We start from the raw sequence: 22,853 nt of genomic DNA, 5'->3' as shown, positions 1-22,853 counted from the left end.
TTGCTTTAGCGATTTACGGGTAAAAGCCCCGTGTCATTTTTTCACAGCCTAACTGTAACTTTATGCCCTGGTTATACGTGTGTTACATAGAGGGGAGGACATGAAACTGAACAGTCTGGAATCGATTTATCAATATTACGTGAAAGACGTGTATCGTTACTTGTACTCCCTCTCTTACGATCACCATACGGCCGAGGACCTGGTGCAGGAAACCTTTTACCGGGCTTATTTGTATCTCGAGGATTGGAAGGAAGAACGAATCAAGCCATGGCTGTTTCGGGTTGCCCATAACGCTTACGTGGACTATCAGCGCAAGGCGAGCCGCAGCATCGTCCGGGACGCAGAATTTTTCGATCAGATGATAGACCGGAATACGCCCGAGAACATCCTGCTCCAGCAAGAAGTCCACAGAGAAATCGGACGGATGCTGGCCGATATTCCGGAGAAGCAGCGGCAAGCGGTGCTCCTGGTCGATTTTCATCAATTCACCTACCAGGAGGCGGCGGATATTATGGGCATCACCTTATCCCATATCAAGATCACGTTATTTCGGGCCAGGCAGCGGCTGCGGGACATGAAACGAAAGGACGGGAATTTATGAGCGAAGAATTCAAGCAGCGGTTGAAGGACTATGCGGATGGCAAGCTGAATGACGAGGAAAAAAACGAAGTCGAACGGGAAATGGAGAAGCTGGAGGAATACCAGGCTTACGTGAACGAGATGATGGATAACGAGCGTTCGAGCGATGCCGGACCCCCGCATGCCGCTGACGGTCAGACCGGCCTCTCGCCCAAAAAAGAAAAGCGAATCGTTCGCCGGGGCAAATGGCGGGCCCGAATCTCCAATACGTTGACGGTGATATCGGCGTTTCTGGCGATATTCGTCATCAGCTCGATCATTACGGCGCTGTTTTACGGAGTCGGCGATCCCAGCCGCAACGATAAATATCGGGATGCCATCGCTTCCGCCATCTCGATCTCGAAACCTAATATCGATGTCCCGCTAAGCAGTCAGGGTAAAGCCTTCTTCATGCAGGAAATGTACGGGGATATGGTCAAGCAAGTCGGGAGTGAACGCGTGACCGTCGGCGAATACACCGTCAACTTCCTGTTCGGACTGCCCTCCGTCGATACGGATTGGAAGAATGGCAGCTCGGGTTCATCCCAGATTTTCTACCGGCCGGATAGCTCTGCGGAGACTTCTTCCGCGAATCAAGAAGAACCCAACGAACAGTCAAAAGAGCAGAACGCTAGCACCTCCTCTGCAAAGAGCGGTGATTGGTCCAAGCTTGAAAAGCTTCCCGAAGGCACCGTGGCCGAGGCTTATGTATCGTTTAACCGTTTCTTCACGACCGACGAACTGCTGAAGCAGTTCGAGAACCGGAATATGGAGGCCGTCTGGTTTGCCGTCGATACCGGGCCGGATGATCGATTCGGCGACGGAGACGGCGTAATCTCCCATCCTGTCGGCTTTCCTTCTTATCCCGTCTGGCATCATGACGATTTGACAGTGACCTCTTATCAGGAGCAAAAAACCGGATGGTTTAGCAAGACCACCCTCAGCGGCGGACAGTACCCTTCTGTAGACACCTACGGGGACGGGGAGCTGCGGAATGAGCACTTCCTCAAATCGCTGCAGCTTCTGCAGGAGTATGACCTGATTGTCGAACGGGTGGCTCCCTTCATTGACGTGGACACTTCCGTAGCTTACGTGGAACAGAACGGCGTTCGCCTCTATGGTGCCGTCATTACCGGCCCTGTTAAAGAGCTGCTGACCTTGCGCGAGGTATCCTGGGTCCACGATCTGCGGGTCGGGGAAGTGCGGCTATGGAATTGGATCGAGTGATGGTCGATGGCGAGTGCCGTATACTGTAATTGGCTGGCACATGAAGTGAGGGCCGTCGGCCCTCCAAGCATACCCCGGCCACGCTCCGTGCGTACAGGGATCGATGCGCACGTTATACAAGATGACTATTAGGGCGCAGATATCCGGGACTTCCTCCTTCATGGCAAGTCCGGGATCTTTAGTTAGTCATATAAAAGATTCAGGTCATGAATGATCCCTGCTGCCTGCGCTTGACTCGTGTGACCATTGCTCCATTTGCTGCTTCTTCTTCCGCTCCTCCCGGATTCGGCGGTCCCTCTCCAACGCGTCAGCAATATAATCGCGCGGTTTCAGCTTGCTGTTGATGTTCAGCAAAATGCCGATCATGATGAGCTGCAGCAAAGCAATAACAACCAGCATGACATCCCTCCTCCTACATGGATTATGGATACTCTTGAACATTCCTACTTAATATAACAACTTCTCCCTCTATCAAGTTGGGAGTGAAGCTTATTGCTCATAACCCTCATGAACGATGATTCATGCCATGAATCATAAGAGCTTCGCCCATGCGTTTACCCATATCCTGCACTTTGCCAGACTTCCGAGAATCCGTTAAACTGGTAAGACGATAAACGAAATACGAAATGATTGGTGAATTTCATGACATCCATACCCTTTTATAAACGCCCGTACGGCGGTGAGCGTCAGGATATTCCGTTTGCGAAGCTGGCTTCCTTCGAGAACAGCCGGGACCTGATCCGCGATGACGCGCCGGATGCGGCTTTTTTTCGCGGCTTGGAATCCCAGGGACTGTTGCTGAACCGCGCCCAGATCCAAGCCGTACGACATACGCAAGGACCGCTGCTTACGCTTGCCGGCGCAGGCTCCGGCAAAACCTCCGTGCTGGTCAGCCGGACAGGCTACCTCATTGCCGCCAAGAGCGTCGACCCTTCTTCCATCCTGCTTGTCACCTTCTCCTCCAAGGCGGCGGCCGAGATGAAGGAACGCATCATGGCGCTTCCCGGCTTGAGGTCCAGCGAAACCGCCAAGGTAACGGCCAGAACCTTCCATTCCTTCTTCCTGTACTTGCTGCGAACCCGCGGCTACAAGCAGGAAATCCTGAGCAACGCCAGGCATCAGCAATTTATCATGAAGCGCATTCTGCGGGAAATGGGCTTGCAGGATAGCTACGAAGCCGAGACGCTGCTATCGCTGTGGTCCGCCCACCGGATGAGTATGACCGGACTTGACGAGCTGCCTGTCAAAACGCCTGCCGAGGTTGAACAGCGGCAGATTTTTGCCCGGTATGAAGCATGGAAGGAAGAGCATGGCCAGATGGATTTCGACGACATTCTGGTCTTGTCCTATCGTCTGCTGTCCCATGATTCCGGACTGCTCGCCTCCCTTCAGAGGCGGTACCGTTATGTCATGGTGGACGAGTTTCAGGATACGGGACTGCTGCCTTATGAGCTGCTCAAAAAAATCGTCGCCCCGCACCGCAATTTAATGGTTGTGGGTGACGATGACCAGACCATATACGGCTTCAACGGGGCGCGCAACGAATTCATCCTGGAATTCGACCAGACGTTTCCCGGGGCCAAGGTCGTGACGCTCGATATCAATTACCGCTCCCTCTCCTCGATCGTCGGACTGGGGAACGAAATTATCCGCGTCAATGAACGGCGGCGCCCCAAGCAGCTGCGGTCGACCCGCAAGAGCAGCTGCGTGCCGCTCTACCTTCGACCCGGCGATCCCGATCAAGAAGCGGAGCTGCTGCTGACCCATATCACCGTGCAGGTCCGGGAGCACGGGAAGCAGTACCGCGACCATGCCATTCTCTATCGCACCGCAAACAACAGCCGGGCGATCTTCGAGCAGCTCGTGATGCGGGAAATTCCGTTCATACATTATGAGAATGGGGATCTGTTCTACGAGCAGTGGATCGTCAAGCCGCTCATGGATCATCTGCGGCTGTCGCTGGACCGGCGCAATTTCACGGCGATGGAGGGCATGCTTCATACGCTGTACATCAACCGCGACAAGGGCATGGCTTTCATCCGGCAGCAGGATGCTCCGCGGCCCAAGAAAGGGCCTCTTTCGCACCTTCTTTCCTTCCCCGGGCTGAAGGATTTCCAGATCGAGAATATAAGGGAACGCTCCAAGCTCATCAAGAGCCTGAAGGCGATGGAGCCCCTTCAAGCCGTGCAGGAAATGAGACGCCAATTCTACGACAAATTCCTGGAGGCCGACGAGCGGCAGGAGATCACCCTCCATAAGGAATTCATTCAAGAAGGGCTGGATGAACTGGAGGCTTCCGCGAAGCGCTTTGGCGATATCGCTGAATTCGTCGGATTTGTCGACCGGCTGATCATCATCCATAAGGAAATGGCGGCCATGAAACGGGATGAGCATGCCGATGCCGTCCGCTTAATGACCATCCATAAATCCAAGGGGCTGGAATTTCCCTCCGTTTGCCTGATCGGAGCGAGCGAAGGCATTCTGCCGCATACGTCCGCTTTGGACGCTGAGCGCAGGGACGATCAGCGCCCGCTGTCTGACAAAGAGGATAAGGCCTTGGATGCGCTGGAAGAGGAACGCAGATTGGCTTATGTTGCCATCACCAGAGCACGGGATGAACTGGTGATCAGCTCCCCGGGCTTTTATCGCGGACGGAAAGCGGAGGTTTCCCGCTTCTTCCGGGACGTGTTCCTCACGGATGAACAGAGCAAACAGGGCAACAGCATACCGAACAAGGGCGCAGGGTCAGCGGCCCGCACAGCCTTTACGGCGCAACGTACGATCCGCATAGAAACCTCGGCCAAGCCTTCATCGCCTTCCGCTTCTGCCGGACGAAGGACCGGGAGCACCGTTAACCAGACGAGCCAACGTTTCGGTTCAGGTTCACGGTCAGGGTCGAGCTCTGCTCCCGAGCCGCAGTCTCCGGCTGCTCCCGCCGCGACGGAAATCGTCGACGTATGGCTGTGCACCAGCCCTAATTGCAAGGGCTGGCAGCGAGTCAACGCACGTATCCCTGTTAACACAAGGGATCGGGAGAGCAAGGCCTGTCCATTATGCCAGGCACCCATGAAACAGGGTCGCAAAGAAGTCCCTGTGCATCACAGGCGCTAGGGGCAATTCGTTAGACTAAATAGCTCGATTTACAAAGCGGTTAGGTGAAACATAGCGGTTAGGTGAAACATAGCGGTTTCTGGAATCATGAATACAACGATTATTGCAGCTTTTTCCCGCTGTGCGCCATACGATATCGGCCTGCCTTTCAAAAGCTGGCCGATATCCAAAAAAGGACTGAGCCCTTCCGTTCCGAAGCGAACGATTGGGTTCAGTCCTTTGTTCTATTTCTGGTGCTGTTCGATATAAGCATCAATCCGAGCCATTACAGCGTGCGTAAGCGCAGCGATCTTAGCCTGCGCATCTTCATATGTCCTGCCCTGAACAGCAAAGTACAGCTTGATCTTCGGCTCCGTGCCGGACGGACGAAGGCAGAACCAGCTGCCGTCGGCAAGATGGAATTTCAGCACATTCTCTCGCGGCAGACCGTAAAGTCCCAGGCTGAAATCCTCTGTTTCGCTGAGTTTAATCCCCGACACTTCGCTTGGTGCCGATTCACGCCAAGCGCTCATGATGCCTGCAATCAGCTGTACGCCTTGAATGCCCTTAAGCGTTCTCGTCTCCAGCTTCTCGGCAAAATAGCCGTAGGTTCGGTATAACTCTTGAAGCACTTCATATAAAGTCTTACCTTGCGCTTTATAGTAAGCACCCGCCTCGGCTATTAGCATGGCTGCGACAACAGCGTCCTTATCACGGGCATAGCTGCCGGCAAGATAACCGTAACTCTCCTCATAACCAAAAATAAATTCAAACGCTCCGGTCTTCTCGAACTGCGTCATTTTCTCCCCGATGTATTTAAACCCGGTCAGCGTGTTGAACACGGTCATGCCGTATGCAGCCGCGATGGCAGCTCCCATTTCGCTGGTCACAATCGTCTTGATGATCGCTCCGTTCTCTGGAAGAATACCTTTGTTCTTCATGGATTCCAGCAAGTAGTGCACCATGATGGCACCGGACTGGTTGCCGCTAAGGATGAAATACTGACCTTGATCATCCTGAATGACAGCCCCCATGCGGTCCGCATCCGGATCGGTTCCGAGAATGAGGTCAGCCGCGTTTGCCTTGGCTTGGGCGATCGCAATCTCAAATGCGGCATGTTCTTCGGGATTAGGCGATTGCACAGTTGAAAAATCGGCATCCGGAAGTTCTTGTTCCGGCACGACATCCACATGCTGAAAACCAAGATGCTTCAAGACCGCACGTACAGGAACGTTACCGGTTCCATGCAGCGGCGTAAATACGATACGGTAATTGCTGCTGGCTTCAGGTATGATTCCGGGATTTTGGCTTACGCCTGCAACGGCAAGGGTATACAAATTATCGATTTCTTGGCCGAGCCATACGAGCAAGCCGCTCCCCTCCGCCGCTGCCCGGTCCAGCTTACGGATGTCTTCAAACGAAGCGACATGCCCGATCGCCTGAATCACTTTGGCTGCTGTATCTGGCGTAATTTGCCCACCGTCCGGACCGTACACCTTATATCCGTTATATTCCGGCGGATTATGGCTTGCGGTAATCACGATTCCCGCCTCTGCGTTTAGATGCCGAACAGCATACGACAATTCAGGCGTCGGACGAAGAGTTTCAAATACATAAGCCTTAACGCCATTCCCTGCGAGCACCCGAGCCGCTTCAAGCGCGAATTCGGGGGAAAAATGCCTGGAGTCGTACGCAATCACTGCCGATGGCGCTTCGCACTCCTGTTTTAACACTGCAGCAAGCCCTTGGGTTGCTTTCCCCACGGTATAGATATTGATCCGGTTGCTGCCTGCACCGATCACGCCCCGCAGCCCGCCGGTTCCGAATTCCAATTCCTTATAGAAACGATCTGCGATTTCGCTCTCGTTATGGGCAATAGCGCGAAGCTCATTCTTGGACGCTTCGTCAATTACCTGGCTGTTCAGCCAGCGTTCATATGCCTGTACAGCTTGTTCTTGTGCTTGTGCTTGAATGGTCATATGGTAAATAAGCCTCCATCCTGAACTCATCGATTCATCATATTAATTGCGCGGAGCCGATGTCGAATCACGTTCAATGAGTGTTGTCGGCAGCAGCAGCTCCATATGCGGCGCATCCGGCTGCTTCATTCGCCAAAACAGCTGCCGGATCGCCGTTTGGCCGAATAGTCTCAAGTCCACTCCCATGGTGGTTGTTTTAGGCGTTGCCAATCTGGAAAGCTGTCCGTTATCAAAACTGACGATGGAAATATCGCCCGGAATCTGATAGCCCATATTATAAATGGTCGAATTCACGATAAAACCGAGACCGTCATTAACACAGAACCAGGCAGTAGGCTGTTCGTCCAGCCCCTGCAGCCGCTTCTCCATAAATTCCTGATCTTCCCGCGCATCGCTAAGAATCCAATTCGGGTGCAGCTCCATGCCGAGCTCATGATGGGCAAGCCTGAAACCTTCCAGCCGTTCATAATAGCTCGGGGAGAAGGACGTATTGCCGACAAATCCAATGCGTGTATGTCCCAGCTCATAGAGATATTTTACGACATGATAGGCACTGAACCGGTTGTTCGTAAGAATGGCATCGGCTTGCACATCCGGATGGTGATGGTCGATGAGTACGGTAGGAATACCGGTATCGATCAAGGTGTTCATATAATCGGTGCTAAGATGCGAAAGGATCAAAATCCCATCGACTTCCCTTCCCTCAATAAAAGGGGGCAGCGTCTGCTCCTTCATCATCTGCTGGGAAATGGATTGGATCAGCAGCTTCTTCCCTCTCTTCTGCACTTCATTTTCTATAGTAAGGTAGATTTCCCCGAAAAAGCCCCGCATAGAGAAGGCAAAATCCGTTGCTACTAGAGCAATACTGCCTGTAGATTCTTCCTTGTCCTCTTGATCCGAGGATCGCTTGCGATTTCCGGTATAGACGTAGCCGAGCTCATCGGCCGTTTGCATAATGAGCTTGCGCGTCTCCTCGCTGACACCGCCTTTACCTGATAATGCTTGCGAAACCGAATTCTTGGAGATTTGCAAGTGGTCTGCAATATCCTGCATCGTAACTTTTGGCTTGGTCAAGGATAACGTTCCTTTCTCTTTATAGTAAGAATAGTTGTATAGGACGAATGGATTCTCATCATACTATACCGAAAACAAACAGAGATTTGAAAGCTCTCGCCCGAAGATTACAAACATTATTTTAACGTTACAAAATAATTATGTAAAGCACTATATTAATGTGATTTACCTCACAGGAATTAATTGTTTGTCGTGTTTTGGGGGTTAAAGCGTTGACAAACCTATGTGTAATGAACAATAATGTGAATATAACGCTTTCAGTAATTTTTAATTATTTTTTGTAACGTTACAAAATTAGCAATGTCAACTTCCTTTATAGGAAGACCTATTGTGTTTAGGAGGAAGGGTCAATATGAAAAAATCAAGAATTTCTTTGCTTCTAGCAATCTCATTGGTAGGTGGAACGGTACTCGCTGCTTGTGGTAATGGCGGCAGCAACGGCGGTCAAAGTGCAGACGGCGTTACCACCGTCGAATTCTGGGCGGCACCGAACCCGCCGCAGCAAGCATTCTGGCAAGAGATGGCCAAAGAGTACGAAACCGTGAATCCGGACGTAAAAGTTAACGTTAGTGCAATTAAAGAATCACCAAGCTCTGAGGCAAGTATTCAGGCGGCCATCGCAGGAGGGAATGCACCGACGGTCGCGGAGAATATCAACCGTGGATTCGCCGCACAGCTGTCCAACAGTAAAGCGCTTGTAGCTCTTGATGAACTGCCGCAATTTAAGGAAATGGTCGAGTCCCGTAACATGACCGAAACGATCGCTCCTTGGGAATTCGCGGACGGCCACCAATATGTATTGCCGATCTACTCTAACCCGATGCTGATCGGATGGCGAACGGATTTCTTGAAAGAGATCGGATATAATGAGCCTCCTCAAACGTACAGTGAAGTTCTGGAAGCCACAACGAAGCTGAAAGCGAAATATCCGGATAAATATATGTGGGCCAAAGGCGCCGACCTTGCAGACCCTACGGCCTGGAAACGCTGGTTCGATTTCTTCTTGTTCTACAACGCAGCTTCCGACGGCAACAAATTTATCGAAGGCCAAAGCCTTGTTGCGGACGATAAAGCCGGCGTGGAAATGCTGACTTTCGTGGATGACCTTCGTAAAGCTGGCGGTGTATTGGCGCAGAATGCAACCGATCCTTTCGAAACCGGTGCGGGGGTATTCACCGATATCGGTCCTTGGACATTCGATATGTGGGCAACGAAGTATCCTGAACTGAAATATGGAGAAAACTTCACCCTTACCCTGCCTCCGGTACCGGATCATATGGATCCCGCAGAAGCAAAAACCTACGCGGACGCAAAAGGTCTGGTTATCTTCTCCGCTGCTCCCGAAGCATCGCAGCAAGCTGCCGCTGAATTTCTGAAATGGGTTTATTCCAACGACGAAAATGACGTGAAATGGTTCAAGCAAACCAATCTGCCTCCGGCACGCGATGATCTGAACGAAGTGGAAGGCTTCAAGCAGATCCTCGCCGAGAAACCGGAGCTGGCTCCTTATGCGGAAGCGGTGTCCAAAGGCGTTCCAGCCATGGATAATCCGAAATTCAACGAGCTTCAAACCTTGATCGGACAAGAAGCATTTAATAAGGTCATCCGCGGGGAAATCGATCCGCAAACCGGGTGGAATAACATGAAGAAAGCGATTGAAGGTGAACTTTAATCATGATTAATAAGCAAAATAATAAGTTGGGCTGGCTTTTTGCCAGTCCCTACATTATTTTCGGATTGGTTTTTTTCCTGGGACCGCTCCTTTGGTCCCTGTACCTTTCTTTTACGAATTGGGACCTGATTGCTCCCGAATTTGATTTTGTAGGGCTGGATAATTTCCGAAAAGCCATGGCCGCTCCCGGGGTGCAATCCGCGTTCTGGGTTACCTACAAGTTCATGATGCTGTTTGTTCCACTGGTAACCGCGATGTCGCTCGCCGTTGCCGTTGTTATACAGGGATTGCCCAGATTCAAAAGTGTGTACCTAATCGGCTTCTTCCTGCCGTATCTGTCATCAGGCGTTGTTGCATCCCTCATTGTACAGGGCTTTCTGTCCTACAACAGTCCGGTCAATGAATTCTTGAGAGGCACTTTCGGGATCAATATCGACTGGCTCGGCTCACCGTTCTCAGCGCTGTTTATCGTCGGTCTGATATTGGCCTGGAAGTTCACGGGTTATTATGCCTTGATCCTGACCTCGGGGCTTGAAAGCATTGATAAGGAAGTTTATGAAGCAGCTGCCATTGATGGGGTAACCGACAGACAGCGATTCTGGAAAATCACGCTGCCGCTCTTGTACCCTGCCCTGTATACAACGCTCATTCTCTCCTTCGGCGTAACCTTCGGTATCTTCACGGAAGTTTATCAGTTGACAGGCGGCGGACCGAACTTTGCAACCAATACATGGCAGATGGAAATCTTTAATCAAGCCTTTACGAATTTGCAAGCCGGATATGCGTCTGCGATTGCCATTATGGCATCCATCGTAACGTTCATCTCCATCTTCGTGATTCGTAAACTGCTGGAAAGCTGGGGGAAACGAAATGGTTGGGTCTAAGAAAAATAGTAAACGTCGTCTGGCGAGCCGCTATGTACTGGCAACCCTTCTGCTTCTCGTCATGGTGTACCCTTACTTGTACATGGTGCTCAACTCTTTTGCCGATTGGGCGCAGGTGGACAGGCAGCTCGTTCCAAGCAAATTCTCGTTAAAATCCTATGAATGGCTTCTTACCGGAGGCGAGGTTGGCATTGCCCGGCCATGGATGAACGCGTTCTTCAACAGCGTCATCGTCTCGGTAGCCTCCACATTTCTTATGATGCTGTTCGGGATCATGGTCGCCTATGCGCTGTCCAAATTGAAATTCCGGGGACGCGACACCGTGAATAACTTCGTGTTGTTCCATATGTTCTTCCCGGCGATCATTCTGCTGATCCCGAACTTTCTCATTATTCAGAAGGTGGGACTTTACGATACGTACTGGGCGATGATCATTCCGAAGGCCGTCAGTTTATGGGCGATCTTCATGTACACCAACTTTTTCAAAGCCGTACCGGATGCATTTATCGAAGCAGCGAAGCTGGATGGAGCATCGGATTTCAAGATTTTGTACAAAATCATGCTGCCCATGTCCAAATCCATCACCGCGGTGATCTTCCTCTTCTTGCTGATGGAGCGCTGGACCGAGCTTCTATGGGATATGATCGTTGTCCGCAGCGACAACATGCTGACACTCAACGTACTCTTGTCCCAGATGTTCGGGCCATACGGCAGTTACCCGGGTCCGCTCTATGCGGCATCCGTCCTGCTCACCGTGCCCATTATTATCATGTTCGCGATCTTCGGCAAAAAGTTCAAGGAAGGCATGCAGTTCAGTCTCAAATAATTAAATGACGCATCAGAACGTTGCAGGAAGTTCGAATATGAGGGTCTGTACATTACAACCTGCCTATCCGGGCTTCTCTTAAATAAAGGGATGAAAGCAGCTTTCATCCGGGAGTGGAAACGTATGGACAGAAACCAAAAAAAGTGGTGGAAAGAAACCGTCTTTTATGAAATTTACATGCCAAGCTTCTGTGACGGCAATGGGGATGGCGTCGGAGATTTTAAGGGAATCACCTCCAAGCTGGATTACCTAAAGAAACTCGGAATCGGCGGAATTTGGTTGACTCCCTTCTATCCATCGCCCAAGATCGATAACGGTTACGATATTTCGGATTATTATGCCGTCGATCCGGAATACGGAACGATGGAAGATTTCGATGGTTTCATTCATGAAGCCCATCGGCGGGGCATCCGGGTCATTGTGGATCTCGTGCTGAATCATACCTCATCAGCCCATGCCTGGTTCCAGGAGTCCAAATCCTCTACCCTTTCTCCGAAGCGGGACTGGTACATCTGGAAGTCTCCTGTACGTCAAGAGGCCCCGAACAACTGGGAGTCCTGCTTTGGCGGCAGCGCCTGGGAATGGGATGAAGGCACAGGTCAGTATTATTACCACGCCTTTGCCAAGGAACAGGTGGATCTGAATTGGGCCAATCCGGAAGTCCGGCAAGCCATGAAGGATGTTATGGGTTTTTGGCTGGATAAGGGAATCGACGGCTTCCGGCTGGACGTCATCAATTTCCTTAAAGTCTCCAGCGATTTTCAGGATAATCCGGTAGATGACAACGGCGAGCAAATTCACCAGTTCGATCAGAACCAGGACGGGATCGTGGAGGCAATCGGCGACATTTGCCGTTATGTACATGAACGGGAAGGCATTTTTATGGTAGGTGAAGTCGGTTCCGAGGATCTGGACATCCTGCGCCGCTACAGCGGCAGCGGCCTTCTCGATGTAGTGTTCAACTTCAACCTGGGAAGCCAGGAGCAATTTCGGCCGGAGGATTTATACAGGGAGATTAAACGCATGGAAGACCAGCATGCCTCCGATCAGCTCCCCACCTTGTGCTTCAGCAGCCATGATATGCAGCGCCATATCTCGAGATTTGGCGAAGGCCATACGGACCTCGAGGAGCAGCGAGCCAAACTGATGGCGGCCCTCATGTTAACGGCGAAGGGCGTACCGTTCATCTATTATGGCGACGAGATCGGAATGAGGAACCATATCGCGCACAAGATCGAGGACATGAGGGATATCCAAGGTCTCAGCCACTACAAAGTCGCACTACAGAATGGAATAACGGAAGAGGAAGCTATGGACTTGGCCCGGGCCAAGAGCCGCGACTATTCCCGATCCCCCATGCAATGGAACGGTGATCGTTACGGCGGTTTCTCGGAGCAAGCACCCTGGATCGGGATGGGGCCTGGGCACGAACAGATCCATGTGCAAGCGCAGCGGGAGCAGCCGGATTCCATGTATTCTTTTTATAAAAAGCTGCTCTCGCTTCGGCTACGGCATGCTGCCCTCTCTTCCGGTGATTACGTAAAGCTGGAGCAATTGGAGGGATCGGTAATCGAAGTCCCGCCGCACACGGCTGCGGTATGGATATCCTAAAGACGCAATTATTTATCGTTCATATTAAGGAGGCATCATACGGTGGCATTGCATAAATCCTCTGTAAAAACTTGCGCAACCCTGTTACAAGAATATCAAAGCAAGAAATCCACGATTCAAAACCCGGTCAAGCTTTCGTTTTCGGGTGTCGGCGACAAAGACGTATACAATATCACGGCTCCCTTCCGAATTGACGGAGTCACCGTCATTGCAGGCCGGGTGGAATCGCGAGACAGCGAACATTCGGAAATCCACTTCTTTGTGGAGCAGGACGGCATCTGGATACCGAAAAAAGGCGCCCCTGTCTTTACGCTTCAGGATCCATTCTTTACCTTCATTCATGGCGAACTGGTTCTGGGTGGCGTTGAAATCTTCCCTCACCCAACGATGGAGCATGCGCTAATGTGGAGAACCGTATTTCGGAAAGGGCAAACGCTGAACGAGCTCTCCCTTTTCTTCACGGGCCCCGACGCCATGAAGGATTTGCGTCTCATTGAGCTGGCCGGCGGCGAAATCGGGGTGTTTACTCGTCCTCAAGGCGAAAAAGGCGGCCGAGGTAAAATCGGGTTTACCAAGGTGAACTCACTGGAAGACGTGACGGTAGAACTCGTTAACGATGCCCCCCTTCTGGCTGACCAATTCATCGATGCGGAATGGGGCGGAGCCAACGAGCTGCACTTGTTGAGCAATGGCCTTGTCGGCGTGCTTGGCCATGTGGCAAACTTCGACGAAGCCGGGGATCGCCACTATTATCCGATGGTGTTTGCGCTAGACCCGCAGACGGGCGAGTTTAGCGATCTGGAATTGATTGCCGTGCGCGCCGAATTCTTGCCGGGTGAAACCAAGCGTCCGGATCTCGTTGACGTTGTATTTAGCGGAGGCCTCGTTCGCCATGCTGACGGCACCGCCGATCTCTATGCCGGCATCAGCGATGCGGAAGCGCATCGCATAACCATTCAGGATCCGTTCCTCAAATTCGAACAGTAAGAGAAGCCGTTCCCAAATAAATAAGAACATTGGATAGGGGTAAACAACCATGAATATATACAGATATGAGGAGAACCCTCTGATTACACCGGCCGACGTGAAGCCGTATCATGACGGCTTCGAAGTCATTGGCGCCTTCAATGCAGGCGTTGCCGAATATAACGGCGAAGTGCTGCTGCTGCTTCGGGTCGCGGAGCGCCCGATTAGCACCGATCCGATGATTGTCAAAGCGCCTGTATTCCATGCTGAAACACAGAAGCTGGACATTTTGGAATTCCGCACCGACGATGCTCGTTATGATTTCTCTGACCCCCGTGTCATTCGTAATGTGAACCACAGCGCTACCTTCGAATATTTGACCTCCTTATCCTATATTCGAGTGGCACGCAGCACGGACGGGCATCGCTTTACCATCGACGACAAGCCGCTGGTATATCCCGCACAGACGCTGGAAGCTTTCGGTATCGAAGACCCGCGCGTTACACAGATCGGCGATACGTATTACATCTACTTCTCTGCTGTTTCTCCGGTAGGCGTAGGCGAATCCATGGTTTCGACCCGAGATTTTGTGAACTTCACGCATCACGGGATGATTTTCGGACCGGACAACAAGGACGTCCTGATCTTTCCTGAGAAAATAGGCGGCAAATTCTATGCACTGCACCGTCCAACGACCAAGAGCACAGGCAACCCGGAAATGTGGATCGCCGAATCCGATAATCTTGTATACTGGGGCAACCACAAACATCTCGCAGGCCTGCGCGATGGCATGTGGGACAGCGGCCGCATGGGCGGCGGCGCCGTACCATTCCGCACGGAAAAAGGCTGGCTGGAGCTGTACCATGGCGCAACGTTGGATCACCGCTACTGCATGGGTGCCCTGCTGCTGGATCTGAACGATCCATCCAAAGTCATCGCCCGCTCCAATCAACCGATCATGGAGCCCGAGGCCGATTATGAGAAGAACGGATTCTTCGGAGATGTCGTCTTCTCCTGTGGCGCATTGGTCGATGGCGATGTCGTGAGAATGTATTATGGAGTAGCCGATACCTCCATGGCTTGCGCCGAGTTGAGCGTAAAGGAAATTCTGGACAGCCTGACCTATGTATAAGGTCTCTGTGTTTGATAGCGGCAGATGCATTTGAAATGATCGTTGATAAATAGAAGATATTCCAAATGAATTGTCGTGCCGCAAGCGGCACGTCGATGTCCCCGAACCCGAAGCCTGTTATCGCAGGCCTCGGGTTTTTGACATCACAAGACGGCATAACGATAGAAGGCTATACATGACATGACGGATCGGCTCAGCGAGGATTCCGGTTTTATTTTTCCGATGCCGCAAATAAATATGGAAGCGTATACAGAATGCGTTACAATGGACATAAGAGATCATCTTATTTCATGTTTTGATACATACCGAGGAGGAATGCCGTCATGATTAAAGGAATTGCCCATCTGGCGTTCGATGTTGCCGATATGGAGAAATCCCTGCATTTTTACTGTGATGTGCTTGGTTTTACCCGTGCTTTTGATATTCCCAATGATCAGGGCGAACCGTGGATCGAGTACATTAAGGTGCGTGATGGACAGTTTATCGAGCTGTTTTACGGCGGACAAAATAAACCGGCCCGTGTAGAGCGGCCCGTCGGATTCTCCCATCTCTGCCTTGAGGTGGAAGACATCGAGCGCATCGCGGAGCATCTTCGCAAGCAGGGCGTAAAGCTGGACGTTGAGCCGGTTCAAGGAAAAGACTTCAACTGGCAGTGCTGGGCCAGGGACCCGGACGGCAACCGGATCGAATTCATGCAGCTGGATCCGAAATCGCCCCAGATGAACTGTTAGTCGCTGCTATCGCCAGCCCTATCTCTGTCATACCTCACCCGAGGCCCCTGTCGATACAAGCCTCCGCTTGATCGTTGTGCCGTACCACACGAAACATGCAGAGCTGAAAAATTTCCGCACCACGCAGCCGCTTCCCGAAACGAATCTGCCGACAAGGGTCTTGATTGCAACGACATTCCGGCGGTTGTCGCCCGATAATCTCAAGGTCATCCCGTATACAGGGTTGACCTTGTTTTTTCTTGTGCGAAATGTAGAGAGAGGCCTTGCATTCAACATATTGCCAACTTCTGTTAATCCGGCTACAATATAACCACCGAATTATTCAAATTTGAATAATATGTACATAGTTGAATAAGGAAAAGGAGTATCCTTAACATGAATGCACAACAAAGCAACATCAAATTGGTCGTGGCCGGATTGCTGCTCGGCATCTTCATGGCCGCCATCGATAACACGATTGTAGCGACCGCGTTATCGACGATTATCCGCGATCTTCAAGGCTTCGACCAAGTCGTCTGGGTAACCTCGATCTACATGGTTGCCGTTATGGCCGGCACGCCGATATTCGGCAAGCTGTCCGATATGTACGGACGGAAGCGGTTCTTTATCTTCGGACTGGTTGTCTTCCTGATTGGTTCCGCCCTCTGCGGGATGGCGAACAATATGACAGAGCTTATAATTTACCGGGCGATTCAAGGAATCGGCGGCGGTGCCCTTATGCCGATTGCGTTTACCATCGTGTTTGACCTGTTCCCGCCGGAGAAGCGCGGCAAGATGACAGGTCTGCTCGGCGCCGTATTCGGCACCTCCAGCATAATGGGACCGCTGCTGGGTGCTTTTATCACCGACAGCATCGGCTGGGAATGGATATTCTATGTCAACGTTCCGATCGGAATCGTGTCCTTTATCTTCATTATGACGTCTTACAAGGAATCGCGTTCCCATGCCAAACAGAAGATCGATTGGACCGGGGCAGCGACGCTTGTTGGCGCGATCATCTGCTTGATGTTCGGTCTGGAGCTGGGCGGGCAAACCTATGCATGGGATTCCCCGCAAATTCTGGGCTTGTTCGGGGGATTCATTGCTTTGTTTATCGTGTTTCTGTTCGCAGAGACCCGAGCAGCCGAACCCATTATTTCATTCCAAATGTTCCGTAAACGCCTGTTTGCTTCAAGCAATATCGTTGCCTTGTTCTATGGAGCAACGTTTATCGTGGCAACCATCTACATCCCGATCTTCGTCAGCGGAGTGTACGGTGGATCGGCAACCAATTCGGGCCTCATTCTGATGCCGATGATGCTGGGCAGCGTATTCGGGAGCCAAGGCGGCGGTATGCTGACGACCCGGACTTCGTTTAGAAACATCATGATCCTGTCCGTCTTGTGCTTTATCACAGGCATTTTCTGCCTGAGCACGATCAGCCCGGATACGCCGCGCTACCTGTTAACGCTCTTCATGGTCCTGACCGGCTTTGGCGTCGGGTTCTCGTTCTCCACGCTCAGCATGGCCTCCATCCATAACTTTGATGCCAGACAGCGCGGCGCGGCAACATCGACGAACTCCTTCCTTCGTTCCTTCGGCATGACGGTGGGGATTACAATCTTCGGGATCATCCAGCGCAACGGCCTGAACAACCGGCTCGCGGAAGCCGGAGGAAACGCCCCGGCCGGTGCCGAGTTAAACGCGGATGCCGTCCTTTCGCCTGAAGTGATGGGGCAGCTCCCACCGAACGTGCGCGAACAGATCACGGCTTCATTGGCCGATTCCATCGCGAACACGTTCATGTGGGCGCTTGTGCCGGCGGTGCTGGCTCTCGTGTTCGTCCTTATGATGGGCAACGAACGGGTGACCGTTCCCGCCAAGGCTAAGGGAGCCTGATGGCATGTCCATGAAGCTGGCCATCCTGGGCTTGCTGCTGGAAGGAGACCATCATCCGTACGAGATCCGGATCAAGATGAAGGACCGGGGCATGGATCAATATACCAAGCTCCAGATGGGCTCCCTTTATTACGCGGTGGACCGGCTCGCCAAGGAAGGATATATCGAGGCCGTGGAAACCATCCAAAGCGACAGCCGTCCGGACAAAACCATCTACCGGATCACGGAATCCGGACGCAAGCTTTTTGAACAGCTGCTGCTCAAGAAATTCAGGGACATCGAGCCCGTGCACCACCCGCTGTATATGGCGCTGCCCTTCTCGCGCCACGCAGACCCCGCCGTTCTGGCCCCGATCCTGCAGACCCGGATCCGGGAAGCCGAACACCGGGTGAACCAGGCGTACCAACTATACGTGGAGCACCAGCATATCGTCCCCCGCAGCACGCAGCACCTGATGATCGGGATGTATGAGCACGCCAAGACCGACCTGAACTGGTTAAGACGGCTGCATGAGGACCTGGTGCATGGGAAGCTCGGCACGATCGGCGAGCCGTTGTTTCCCGAGGACGACCAGGAAGGACGATAATGCCAAGGGGGCTTTCCACCTGCTATTGAATACGCAAAAAAAGCGAGCACTTCCCTCACTCAGGGTTGGTGCTCGCTTTTTTATATGAAAACGAAATTTAGAACAGGAACTCATCCGGGTTGGAGCCAAAACGTTTGTTTTGGTTCAAGCCGTCAATGGCCGCCATATCTTCTGCGGAAAGCTCGAAATCGAAGATGCCGGCGTTTTCACGGATCCGATGATCTTTAATCGATTTCGGAATGACGATGACGCCGTTCTGAATGTCCCAGCGCAGAATGACTTGCGCCGTGGTTTTTCCGTATTTCTCCGCGATCTGCGCGAGTGCCGGTTGATCGAGGTTGCCCTGCATCAACGGGCTCCAAGCTTCCAGAACGATATGATTCTCGCGTGCATAGCCCAGCAGCTCCTTCTGGGAAAGCAGCGGATGCAATTCCACTTGGTTGACGACAGGCACCACGCCGGTATCCTCAATGATATGCTGCAGGTGGCGGATTTGGAAATTGCTGACGCCAATGGAACGAACGAGGCCTTCTTTTTGCAGATGAATCAATGCCTTCCACGTCTCGAGGTATTTATCTTTACCCGGCCAGTGCACGAGATATAAATCAACGATATCCAGCCCTAGCTTCTTGCGGCTCGTCTCAAAAGCTTGCAGCGTCTTCTCATAACCCTGGTCATCGTTCCATACCTTGGTGGTGATGAACAGCTCGTCCCGCGAAACTCCGGATTCGCGAATGGCTTGCCCTACGCCCTCTTCATTGCCGTAGATGGCAGCGGTATCGATGCTGCGGTACCCTGCAGCGATTGCTGATTTTACGGACTGAATAACCTCTTCGCCTTCTTTGGTCTTCCATACGCCAAGGCCCAGCCACGGCATTTTTACGCCGTCATTCAAAGTAGGTCCATCGGTAAAAGTTTGATTGGCCATTCTGAAATCCCTCCTGTTTATGTAATGCAGCGGATATTTGGCCGCTTATTCCAGTATATCAAAATCCCAGTATCCCGCTCAACGTTACAGCCCTTGCAAGGGCTGCGGACATTTTTTAACTAATCCCATCATTCATCGCCAAAAAGGGCCGTCCTATGGGCAGCATGCTGCTATAGGCTCGGCCCTTTATTAATCGTTACGGCATTTGCATGTAACCTATCGTTTTAAACCTTGCGTCTAAAAATACCGAAGGTCAGCAGCCCGCATGCCGCCAGAAACAGATACGGCCCAGCGGCCGCTCCTCTGATCGTCTCTCCAAAAAAATCAATGGTCTTGGACGACACGTACATCATGGTCAGGAAAATAGCGACCAGCGCAAAAGCGTAGGCAATCAGCTTGTTCATCTTCTTCTCGCGAACCACTTTCAAAAACGGATAGATGAAACATACGATGAACAACACGCCGCCCTGCATAAAGCCGTTCTCCGCAGCCACGCCGATATCCAGCCATTTAAAAAAGAAAGAGGCTATCGCCAAACAGGTTGCGATAAAAATAAATTTGCTCCCCAGATCCCACTGTTTAAACCGAAATTTCATCCATGTACACTCCCCTAGTGTCAATCCCCGGATGCCCAGCACCCTTCGATAAACTTAGGGTCCATTATACCGGATTTTTGCGGCCGGGGATAGATCAACTACAGGTCTGCAGCACTATTCAGCCATACCGTCTTGTTCGCGGCCGGTTGACGTTTCCCCTGCTTCGGCTCCATGTCCGGATATCCGATGTACAGGAAACCCAGCATTTTATCGTCAGGCTTCAATCCGAACGCTTGGTTCATCAACGCGTGGAAACACGGCTCGCCGGTTCTCCACACGGCGCCAAGACCCAGCTCATGAATTTGCAGCAGCATGTTCTGGATGCCGGCGAATACCGCTCCGTACTCTTCCAGCTCAATCACCTTCGGATCCGTCGACGGCTCAACCGCCACACCGATGACGACCGGAGCGCGGTACGCCTTCGTACGTCCCGATTCGCGCGCTGCGTTCACGGCCTCTTCGCTCGTATCGTCGCCGCCGGCCACCTGAATATCCCCCAGGGCATTGCCGAGCACGTCGCGGCCTTCCCCTTGCATGACAAAGAATTTCCACGGCTCCGTCAGCTTGTGGTTCGGCGCCCAGGTTCCTGCTTCGACGATCTGTTCGATCAACTCCTGCGGTACGGCGTCAGGCTTGACCTTGCCAAGGCTGCGGCGCGTACGGATAGCTTTACTTACGTTCATATTTGATTTCCTCCCGAGCTCTATATAGTTGGTCTTATTTGCATACTCCTAATTGAGAGTCTATCTCAATTATAACAAAAAGAGAAGGGGACACCTATCGAGATTCTAGGGTACGGTTCATGTCATAAATTGACCAGTTGAAGAATAACAAGCTCTTCTCTGTCTCCAAATCCTCGATTATAGCCTAGAATTATTGTAAATCCTCCTCTGTTTTACTAGCATTTGGATCGAAACGTTCACATCCTTCCCCTCTATTTTATCTAGATTTCCATGCCATTATCTGGGATAATGAGGTTTAACTCACACAAGAAGATTAGGAGGATGATTCATGACTGATAAGCGACTTATAACGCCCGAGGATTTGTACCGGATGCACTGGGTGAATGACCCTGTCGTATCCCCCGCAAGCGGGGCCATAGCCTATGTACATAAGTCCGTCAGCGAAAAGCACGACGGTTACCGTTCCCATATCCGCCTGCTTCCCGCAGGGGGCGCTCAGGATATTCCCTTCACTTCGGGCGAAGCCGATGCAGCACCCGCTTGGTCCCCCGACGGGTCTGAGCTTGCCTTCTTGCGCAAAAAGGGCGATAAGCCACAGGTATGGATCATGCCTGCCAACGGTGGGGAAGCCCGCCCCGCTACCGACCTGAAGCACGGCGTCAGCGCATTTAAATGGTCGCCGGACAGCTCGCGTCTGCTGGTTCGGAGCGAAGCCGAAGCGGCTGAATCTACCGAAAGCGAAGAGAAAGACAAAGACGACAAGCACAAGCTGCCGGAAGAAAAAATCATTAACCGCATTAAATATAAAGCCGATGGCCCCGGATTATGGAATGACCGCCGACATCATCTATTTATCGTGAATCCGGCTACGGAAGAATGCAAACCAATCACCGAAGGCGATTTTGACGTATATGCCTTTGCCTGGTCACCCGACGGCGGCAGCATCGCATACAGCAGCACCCTCGCCACGGAGCATTTCCCGGACCCGGATCTTCGCTTGACCAACGATGTGTTTGTCATGGACCTGTCCAGCGGATCGGTAACCGAAATCACGGACGGAACCCTCTCGATCGGTTCCATTGCGTTCACCCCGGACGGGCAGCATGTACTCATGCTTGCCAGCGATCTCAGTTGCGGGTTTGCCACGCTGACCAAAATCCACCTGGTTCCGCTCTCGGGCGGAGAAGCCCGCGTCCTCTTCACGGACATGGACGTTCAGCTCGGGCACGCCGCGGTCAGCGACATGAGAGCCGGAGCGGGAACGCCTCCCCTGTTCAGCAAGGACGGCCGATCGGTTTACGTCCAGCTCAGCCAGGATGGGGGCGTCCATATTGGACGTTTTGCCTTGGACGGCTCCTCCTTCGAGCTGGTGGTGGCAGGTGAACGCGAGGTGTACCAATTCGCACTGACACCGGAAGAGAACGTGGTATTTGCCGCTGCCGACCCGCTGCAGCCGGGCGATCTGTTCAGCTTCACTACAGGCAGCAACGAGGAACGCCGTCTGACGAACTGCAATGAGGAGTTGTGGAACGAGCTTACGTTAAGCACGCCGGAGTCCTTTACGTTCCGTACGTCGGACGGCTGGCCGATCCAAGGCTGGATCATGAAGCCTGCCGGCTTCGCGGAAGGCTCCAAGGTCCCGGCCGTGCTGGAGATTCATGGCGGTCCGCAAGCCATGTACGGACACACGTTTATGCATGAGTTCCAGCTGCTGGCAGCAGCCGGCTATGCCGTTTTCTATACCAACCCGCGGGGCGGCCATGGATACGGTCAAGTCCACGTCAATACCGTCAGAGGCGATTACGGCGGGCGGGATTACCAGGACCTGATGGAAGCCGTGGATTATGTTGTGAATACCTACACTTATATCGACGCTTCCCGTCTCGGCGTGACCGGTGGCAGTTACGGCGGCTTCATGACCAACTGGATCGTCGGTCATACCGACCGGTTCCAAGCTGCGGTAACCCAGCGCTCGATATCGAACTGGATTTCCTTCTACGGCGTCAGCGATATCGGCTATACCTTTACCCAGGATCAAATCTGGGGCAATCCTTGGGACGATCTCGACAAGCTGTGGAAGCACTCCCCGCTCGCTTACGTGAAGAATGTCAGCACGCCGCTGCTCATCCTTCACGGCGAACAGGACCTCCGCTGCCCGATCGAGCAGGGAGAACAGCTGTTTATCGCCTTGAAGCGACTGGGCCGCGATACCCAGCTGATTCGCTTCCCGGGCGCGGATCATAACCTGTCCCGTAGCGGTCATCCTCATCTGCGAGTCAAACGCTTGAGTCATATCGTCCGCTGGTTCGTGGAGCATATCGAAAAATAACATCAAAAGAAAAACCATCCCCGTGCGAGCTGGCGCAATGAAC

General features: G+C 52.3%; 19 protein-coding genes. 13 read left to right on the top strand and 6 right to left on the bottom strand.

Features of this window, described 5'->3' with window-relative positions:
* The first annotated feature begins 100 nt into the window (after positions 1–100).
* Together AC3RCL_RS02945 and AC3RCL_RS02940 are read left to right on the top strand one after the other, a co-directional pair.
* Positions 101–601 carry a sigma-70 family RNA polymerase sigma factor gene (locus AC3RCL_RS02945; protein WP_192569868.1) on the top strand — a complete coding sequence of 167 codons (501 nt, stop codon included), beginning with the start codon at positions 101–103 and terminating at the stop codon, positions 599–601.
* The gene (locus AC3RCL_RS02940; protein ID WP_492534537.1) at positions 598–1,845 is read left to right on the top strand and encodes an anti-sigma factor; all 1,248 of its coding nucleotides are present in this window, start codon (positions 598–600) and stop codon (positions 1,843–1,845) included. The genes AC3RCL_RS02945 and AC3RCL_RS02940 overlap by 4 nt, the downstream gene beginning before the upstream one ends.
* A gap of 204 nt (positions 1,846–2,049) precedes the next feature.
* Here AC3RCL_RS02940 and AC3RCL_RS02935 read toward each other — a convergent pair whose 3' ends face one another.
* Positions 2,050–2,244, bottom strand: a complete 195-nt coding sequence (locus tag AC3RCL_RS02935) for a hypothetical protein (protein WP_492534536.1) — start codon at positions 2,242–2,244, stop codon at positions 2,050–2,052.
* 243 nt (positions 2,245–2,487) lie between these two features.
* Here AC3RCL_RS02935 and AC3RCL_RS02930 point away from each other — a divergent pair, with 243 nt between their 5' ends.
* Positions 2,488–4,956 (top strand): UvrD-helicase domain-containing protein, encoded by a 2,469-nt coding sequence (locus tag AC3RCL_RS02930; RefSeq protein WP_492534535.1) that lies wholly within the window; start codon positions 2,488–2,490, stop codon positions 4,954–4,956.
* 224 nt (positions 4,957–5,180) lie between these two features.
* Here the strand turns inward: AC3RCL_RS02930 and AC3RCL_RS02925 are convergent, their stop codons facing one another.
* Both AC3RCL_RS02925 and AC3RCL_RS02920 read right to left on the bottom strand, forming a co-directional pair.
* Positions 5,181–6,914, bottom strand: a complete 1,734-nt coding sequence (locus AC3RCL_RS02925; RefSeq protein ID WP_492534534.1) for a phospho-sugar mutase — start codon at positions 6,912–6,914, stop codon at positions 5,181–5,183.
* Positions 6,915–6,956: 42 nt separating this feature from the next.
* Positions 6,957–7,988: a LacI family DNA-binding transcriptional regulator gene (locus AC3RCL_RS02920; RefSeq protein WP_492534533.1), complete on the bottom strand. Its 1,032-nt coding sequence runs from the start codon at positions 7,986–7,988 to the stop codon at positions 6,957–6,959.
* A 352-nt stretch (positions 7,989–8,340) separates the two neighbouring features.
* Here AC3RCL_RS02920 and AC3RCL_RS02915 point away from each other — a divergent pair, with 352 nt between their 5' ends.
* From AC3RCL_RS02915 to AC3RCL_RS02875, 9 genes are all read left to right on the top strand, one after another.
* Entirely contained in the window at positions 8,341–9,660 is a 1,320-nt protein-coding gene (locus AC3RCL_RS02915; protein ID WP_492534532.1) for an ABC transporter substrate-binding protein, read from the top strand.
* Between the two features lie 5 nt (positions 9,661–9,665).
* Positions 9,666–10,544, top strand: coding sequence for a carbohydrate ABC transporter permease (locus AC3RCL_RS02910; RefSeq protein ID WP_492536253.1), 879 nt, complete (start codon positions 9,666–9,668; stop codon positions 10,542–10,544).
* On the top strand, positions 10,531–11,370 hold the full coding sequence (locus AC3RCL_RS02905; RefSeq protein ID WP_006207931.1) for a carbohydrate ABC transporter permease: 840 nt from the start codon (positions 10,531–10,533) through the stop codon (positions 11,368–11,370). The genes AC3RCL_RS02910 and AC3RCL_RS02905 overlap by 14 nt, the downstream gene beginning before the upstream one ends.
* A 123-nt stretch (positions 11,371–11,493) precedes the next feature.
* The gene (locus tag AC3RCL_RS02900) at positions 11,494–12,981 is read left to right on the top strand and encodes an alpha-glucosidase (RefSeq protein WP_492534531.1); all 1,488 of its coding nucleotides are present in this window, start codon (positions 11,494–11,496) and stop codon (positions 12,979–12,981) included.
* A 42-nt stretch (positions 12,982–13,023) separates the two neighbouring features.
* Positions 13,024–13,968 carry an MTP-1 family protein gene (locus AC3RCL_RS02895; protein WP_492534530.1) on the top strand — a complete coding sequence of 315 codons (945 nt, stop codon included), beginning with the start codon at positions 13,024–13,026 and terminating at the stop codon, positions 13,966–13,968.
* A 49-nt stretch (positions 13,969–14,017) separates the two neighbouring features.
* Positions 14,018–15,079 carry a BtaManbiosPhlase gene (locus AC3RCL_RS02890; RefSeq protein ID WP_492534529.1) on the top strand — a complete coding sequence of 354 codons (1,062 nt, stop codon included), beginning with the start codon at positions 14,018–14,020 and terminating at the stop codon, positions 15,077–15,079.
* 323 nt (positions 15,080–15,402) lie between these two features.
* Positions 15,403–15,810, top strand: coding sequence for a VOC family protein (locus AC3RCL_RS02885; RefSeq protein WP_192569872.1), 408 nt, complete (start codon positions 15,403–15,405; stop codon positions 15,808–15,810).
* A gap of 375 nt (positions 15,811–16,185) precedes the next feature.
* Positions 16,186–17,688: an MDR family MFS transporter gene (locus AC3RCL_RS02880; protein WP_145040021.1), complete on the top strand. Its 1,503-nt coding sequence runs from the start codon at positions 16,186–16,188 to the stop codon at positions 17,686–17,688.
* Positions 17,689–17,692: 4 nt separating this feature from the next.
* Positions 17,693–18,274 (top strand): PadR family transcriptional regulator, encoded by a 582-nt coding sequence (locus tag AC3RCL_RS02875; protein WP_096774683.1) that lies wholly within the window; start codon positions 17,693–17,695, stop codon positions 18,272–18,274.
* Between the two features lie 97 nt (positions 18,275–18,371).
* Here AC3RCL_RS02875 and AC3RCL_RS02870 read toward each other — a convergent pair whose 3' ends face one another.
* The 3 genes from AC3RCL_RS02870 to AC3RCL_RS02860 all read right to left on the bottom strand — a co-directional run bounded on the left by AC3RCL_RS02870 (position 18,372) and on the right by AC3RCL_RS02860 (position 20,481).
* The gene (locus AC3RCL_RS02870) at positions 18,372–19,202 is read right to left on the bottom strand and encodes an aldo/keto reductase (protein WP_009594154.1); all 831 of its coding nucleotides are present in this window, start codon (positions 19,200–19,202) and stop codon (positions 18,372–18,374) included.
* A gap of 224 nt (positions 19,203–19,426) precedes the next feature.
* Positions 19,427–19,798 carry a hypothetical protein gene (locus AC3RCL_RS02865; protein WP_012818768.1) on the bottom strand — a complete coding sequence of 124 codons (372 nt, stop codon included), beginning with the start codon at positions 19,796–19,798 and terminating at the stop codon, positions 19,427–19,429.
* A 98-nt stretch (positions 19,799–19,896) separates the two neighbouring features.
* Positions 19,897–20,481, bottom strand: coding sequence for a nitroreductase family protein (locus tag AC3RCL_RS02860; RefSeq protein ID WP_492534528.1), 585 nt, complete (start codon positions 20,479–20,481; stop codon positions 19,897–19,899).
* A gap of 328 nt (positions 20,482–20,809) precedes the next feature.
* Between AC3RCL_RS02860 and AC3RCL_RS02855 the strand changes: the two genes are divergently transcribed.
* The gene (locus AC3RCL_RS02855; RefSeq protein ID WP_492534527.1) at positions 20,810–22,810 is read left to right on the top strand and encodes a S9 family peptidase; all 2,001 of its coding nucleotides are present in this window, start codon (positions 20,810–20,812) and stop codon (positions 22,808–22,810) included.
* Positions 22,811–22,853 lie beyond the last annotated feature (43 nt).

This window comes from Paenibacillus sp. MT86 (assembly GCF_058792535.1).
This window is presented reverse-complemented; position numbering and strand designations above follow the sequence as displayed.

Bases quoted from the DNA above. Each gene is read 5' to 3' on its own strand.
- AC3RCL_RS02935 (WP_492534536.1), bottom strand. From the start codon at position 2,244: ATGCTGGTTGTTATTGCTTTGCTGCAGCTCATCATGATCGGCATTTTG.
- AC3RCL_RS02870 (WP_009594154.1), bottom strand. From the start codon at position 19,202: ATGGCCAATCAAACTTTTACCGATGGACCTACTTTGAATGACGGCGTA.
- AC3RCL_RS02915 (WP_492534532.1), top strand. From the start codon at position 8,341: ATGAAAAAATCAAGAATTTCTTTGCTTCTAGCAATCTCATTGGTAGGT.
- AC3RCL_RS02940 (WP_492534537.1), top strand. From the start codon at position 598: ATGAGCGAAGAATTCAAGCAGCGGTTGAAGGACTATGCGGATGGCAAG.
- AC3RCL_RS02890 (WP_492534529.1), top strand. From the start codon at position 14,018: ATGAATATATACAGATATGAGGAGAACCCTCTGATTACACCGGCCGAC.
- AC3RCL_RS02880 (WP_145040021.1), top strand. From the start codon at position 16,186: ATGAATGCACAACAAAGCAACATCAAATTGGTCGTGGCCGGATTGCTG.
- AC3RCL_RS02875 (WP_096774683.1), top strand. From the start codon at position 17,693: ATGTCCATGAAGCTGGCCATCCTGGGCTTGCTGCTGGAAGGAGACCAT.
- AC3RCL_RS02900 (WP_492534531.1), top strand. From the start codon at position 11,494: ATGGACAGAAACCAAAAAAAGTGGTGGAAAGAAACCGTCTTTTATGAA.
- AC3RCL_RS02865 (WP_012818768.1), bottom strand. From the start codon at position 19,798: ATGAAATTTCGGTTTAAACAGTGGGATCTGGGGAGCAAATTTATTTTT.
- AC3RCL_RS02925 (WP_492534534.1), bottom strand. From the start codon at position 6,914: ATGACCATTCAAGCACAAGCACAAGAACAAGCTGTACAGGCATATGAA.
- AC3RCL_RS02885 (WP_192569872.1), top strand. From the start codon at position 15,403: ATGATTAAAGGAATTGCCCATCTGGCGTTCGATGTTGCCGATATGGAG.
- AC3RCL_RS02905 (WP_006207931.1), top strand. From the start codon at position 10,531: ATGGTTGGGTCTAAGAAAAATAGTAAACGTCGTCTGGCGAGCCGCTAT.
- AC3RCL_RS02855 (WP_492534527.1), top strand. From the start codon at position 20,810: ATGACTGATAAGCGACTTATAACGCCCGAGGATTTGTACCGGATGCAC.
- AC3RCL_RS02860 (WP_492534528.1), bottom strand. From the start codon at position 20,481: ATGAACGTAAGTAAAGCTATCCGTACGCGCCGCAGCCTTGGCAAGGTC.
- AC3RCL_RS02945 (WP_192569868.1), top strand. From the start codon at position 101: ATGAAACTGAACAGTCTGGAATCGATTTATCAATATTACGTGAAAGAC.
- AC3RCL_RS02930 (WP_492534535.1), top strand. From the start codon at position 2,488: ATGACATCCATACCCTTTTATAAACGCCCGTACGGCGGTGAGCGTCAG.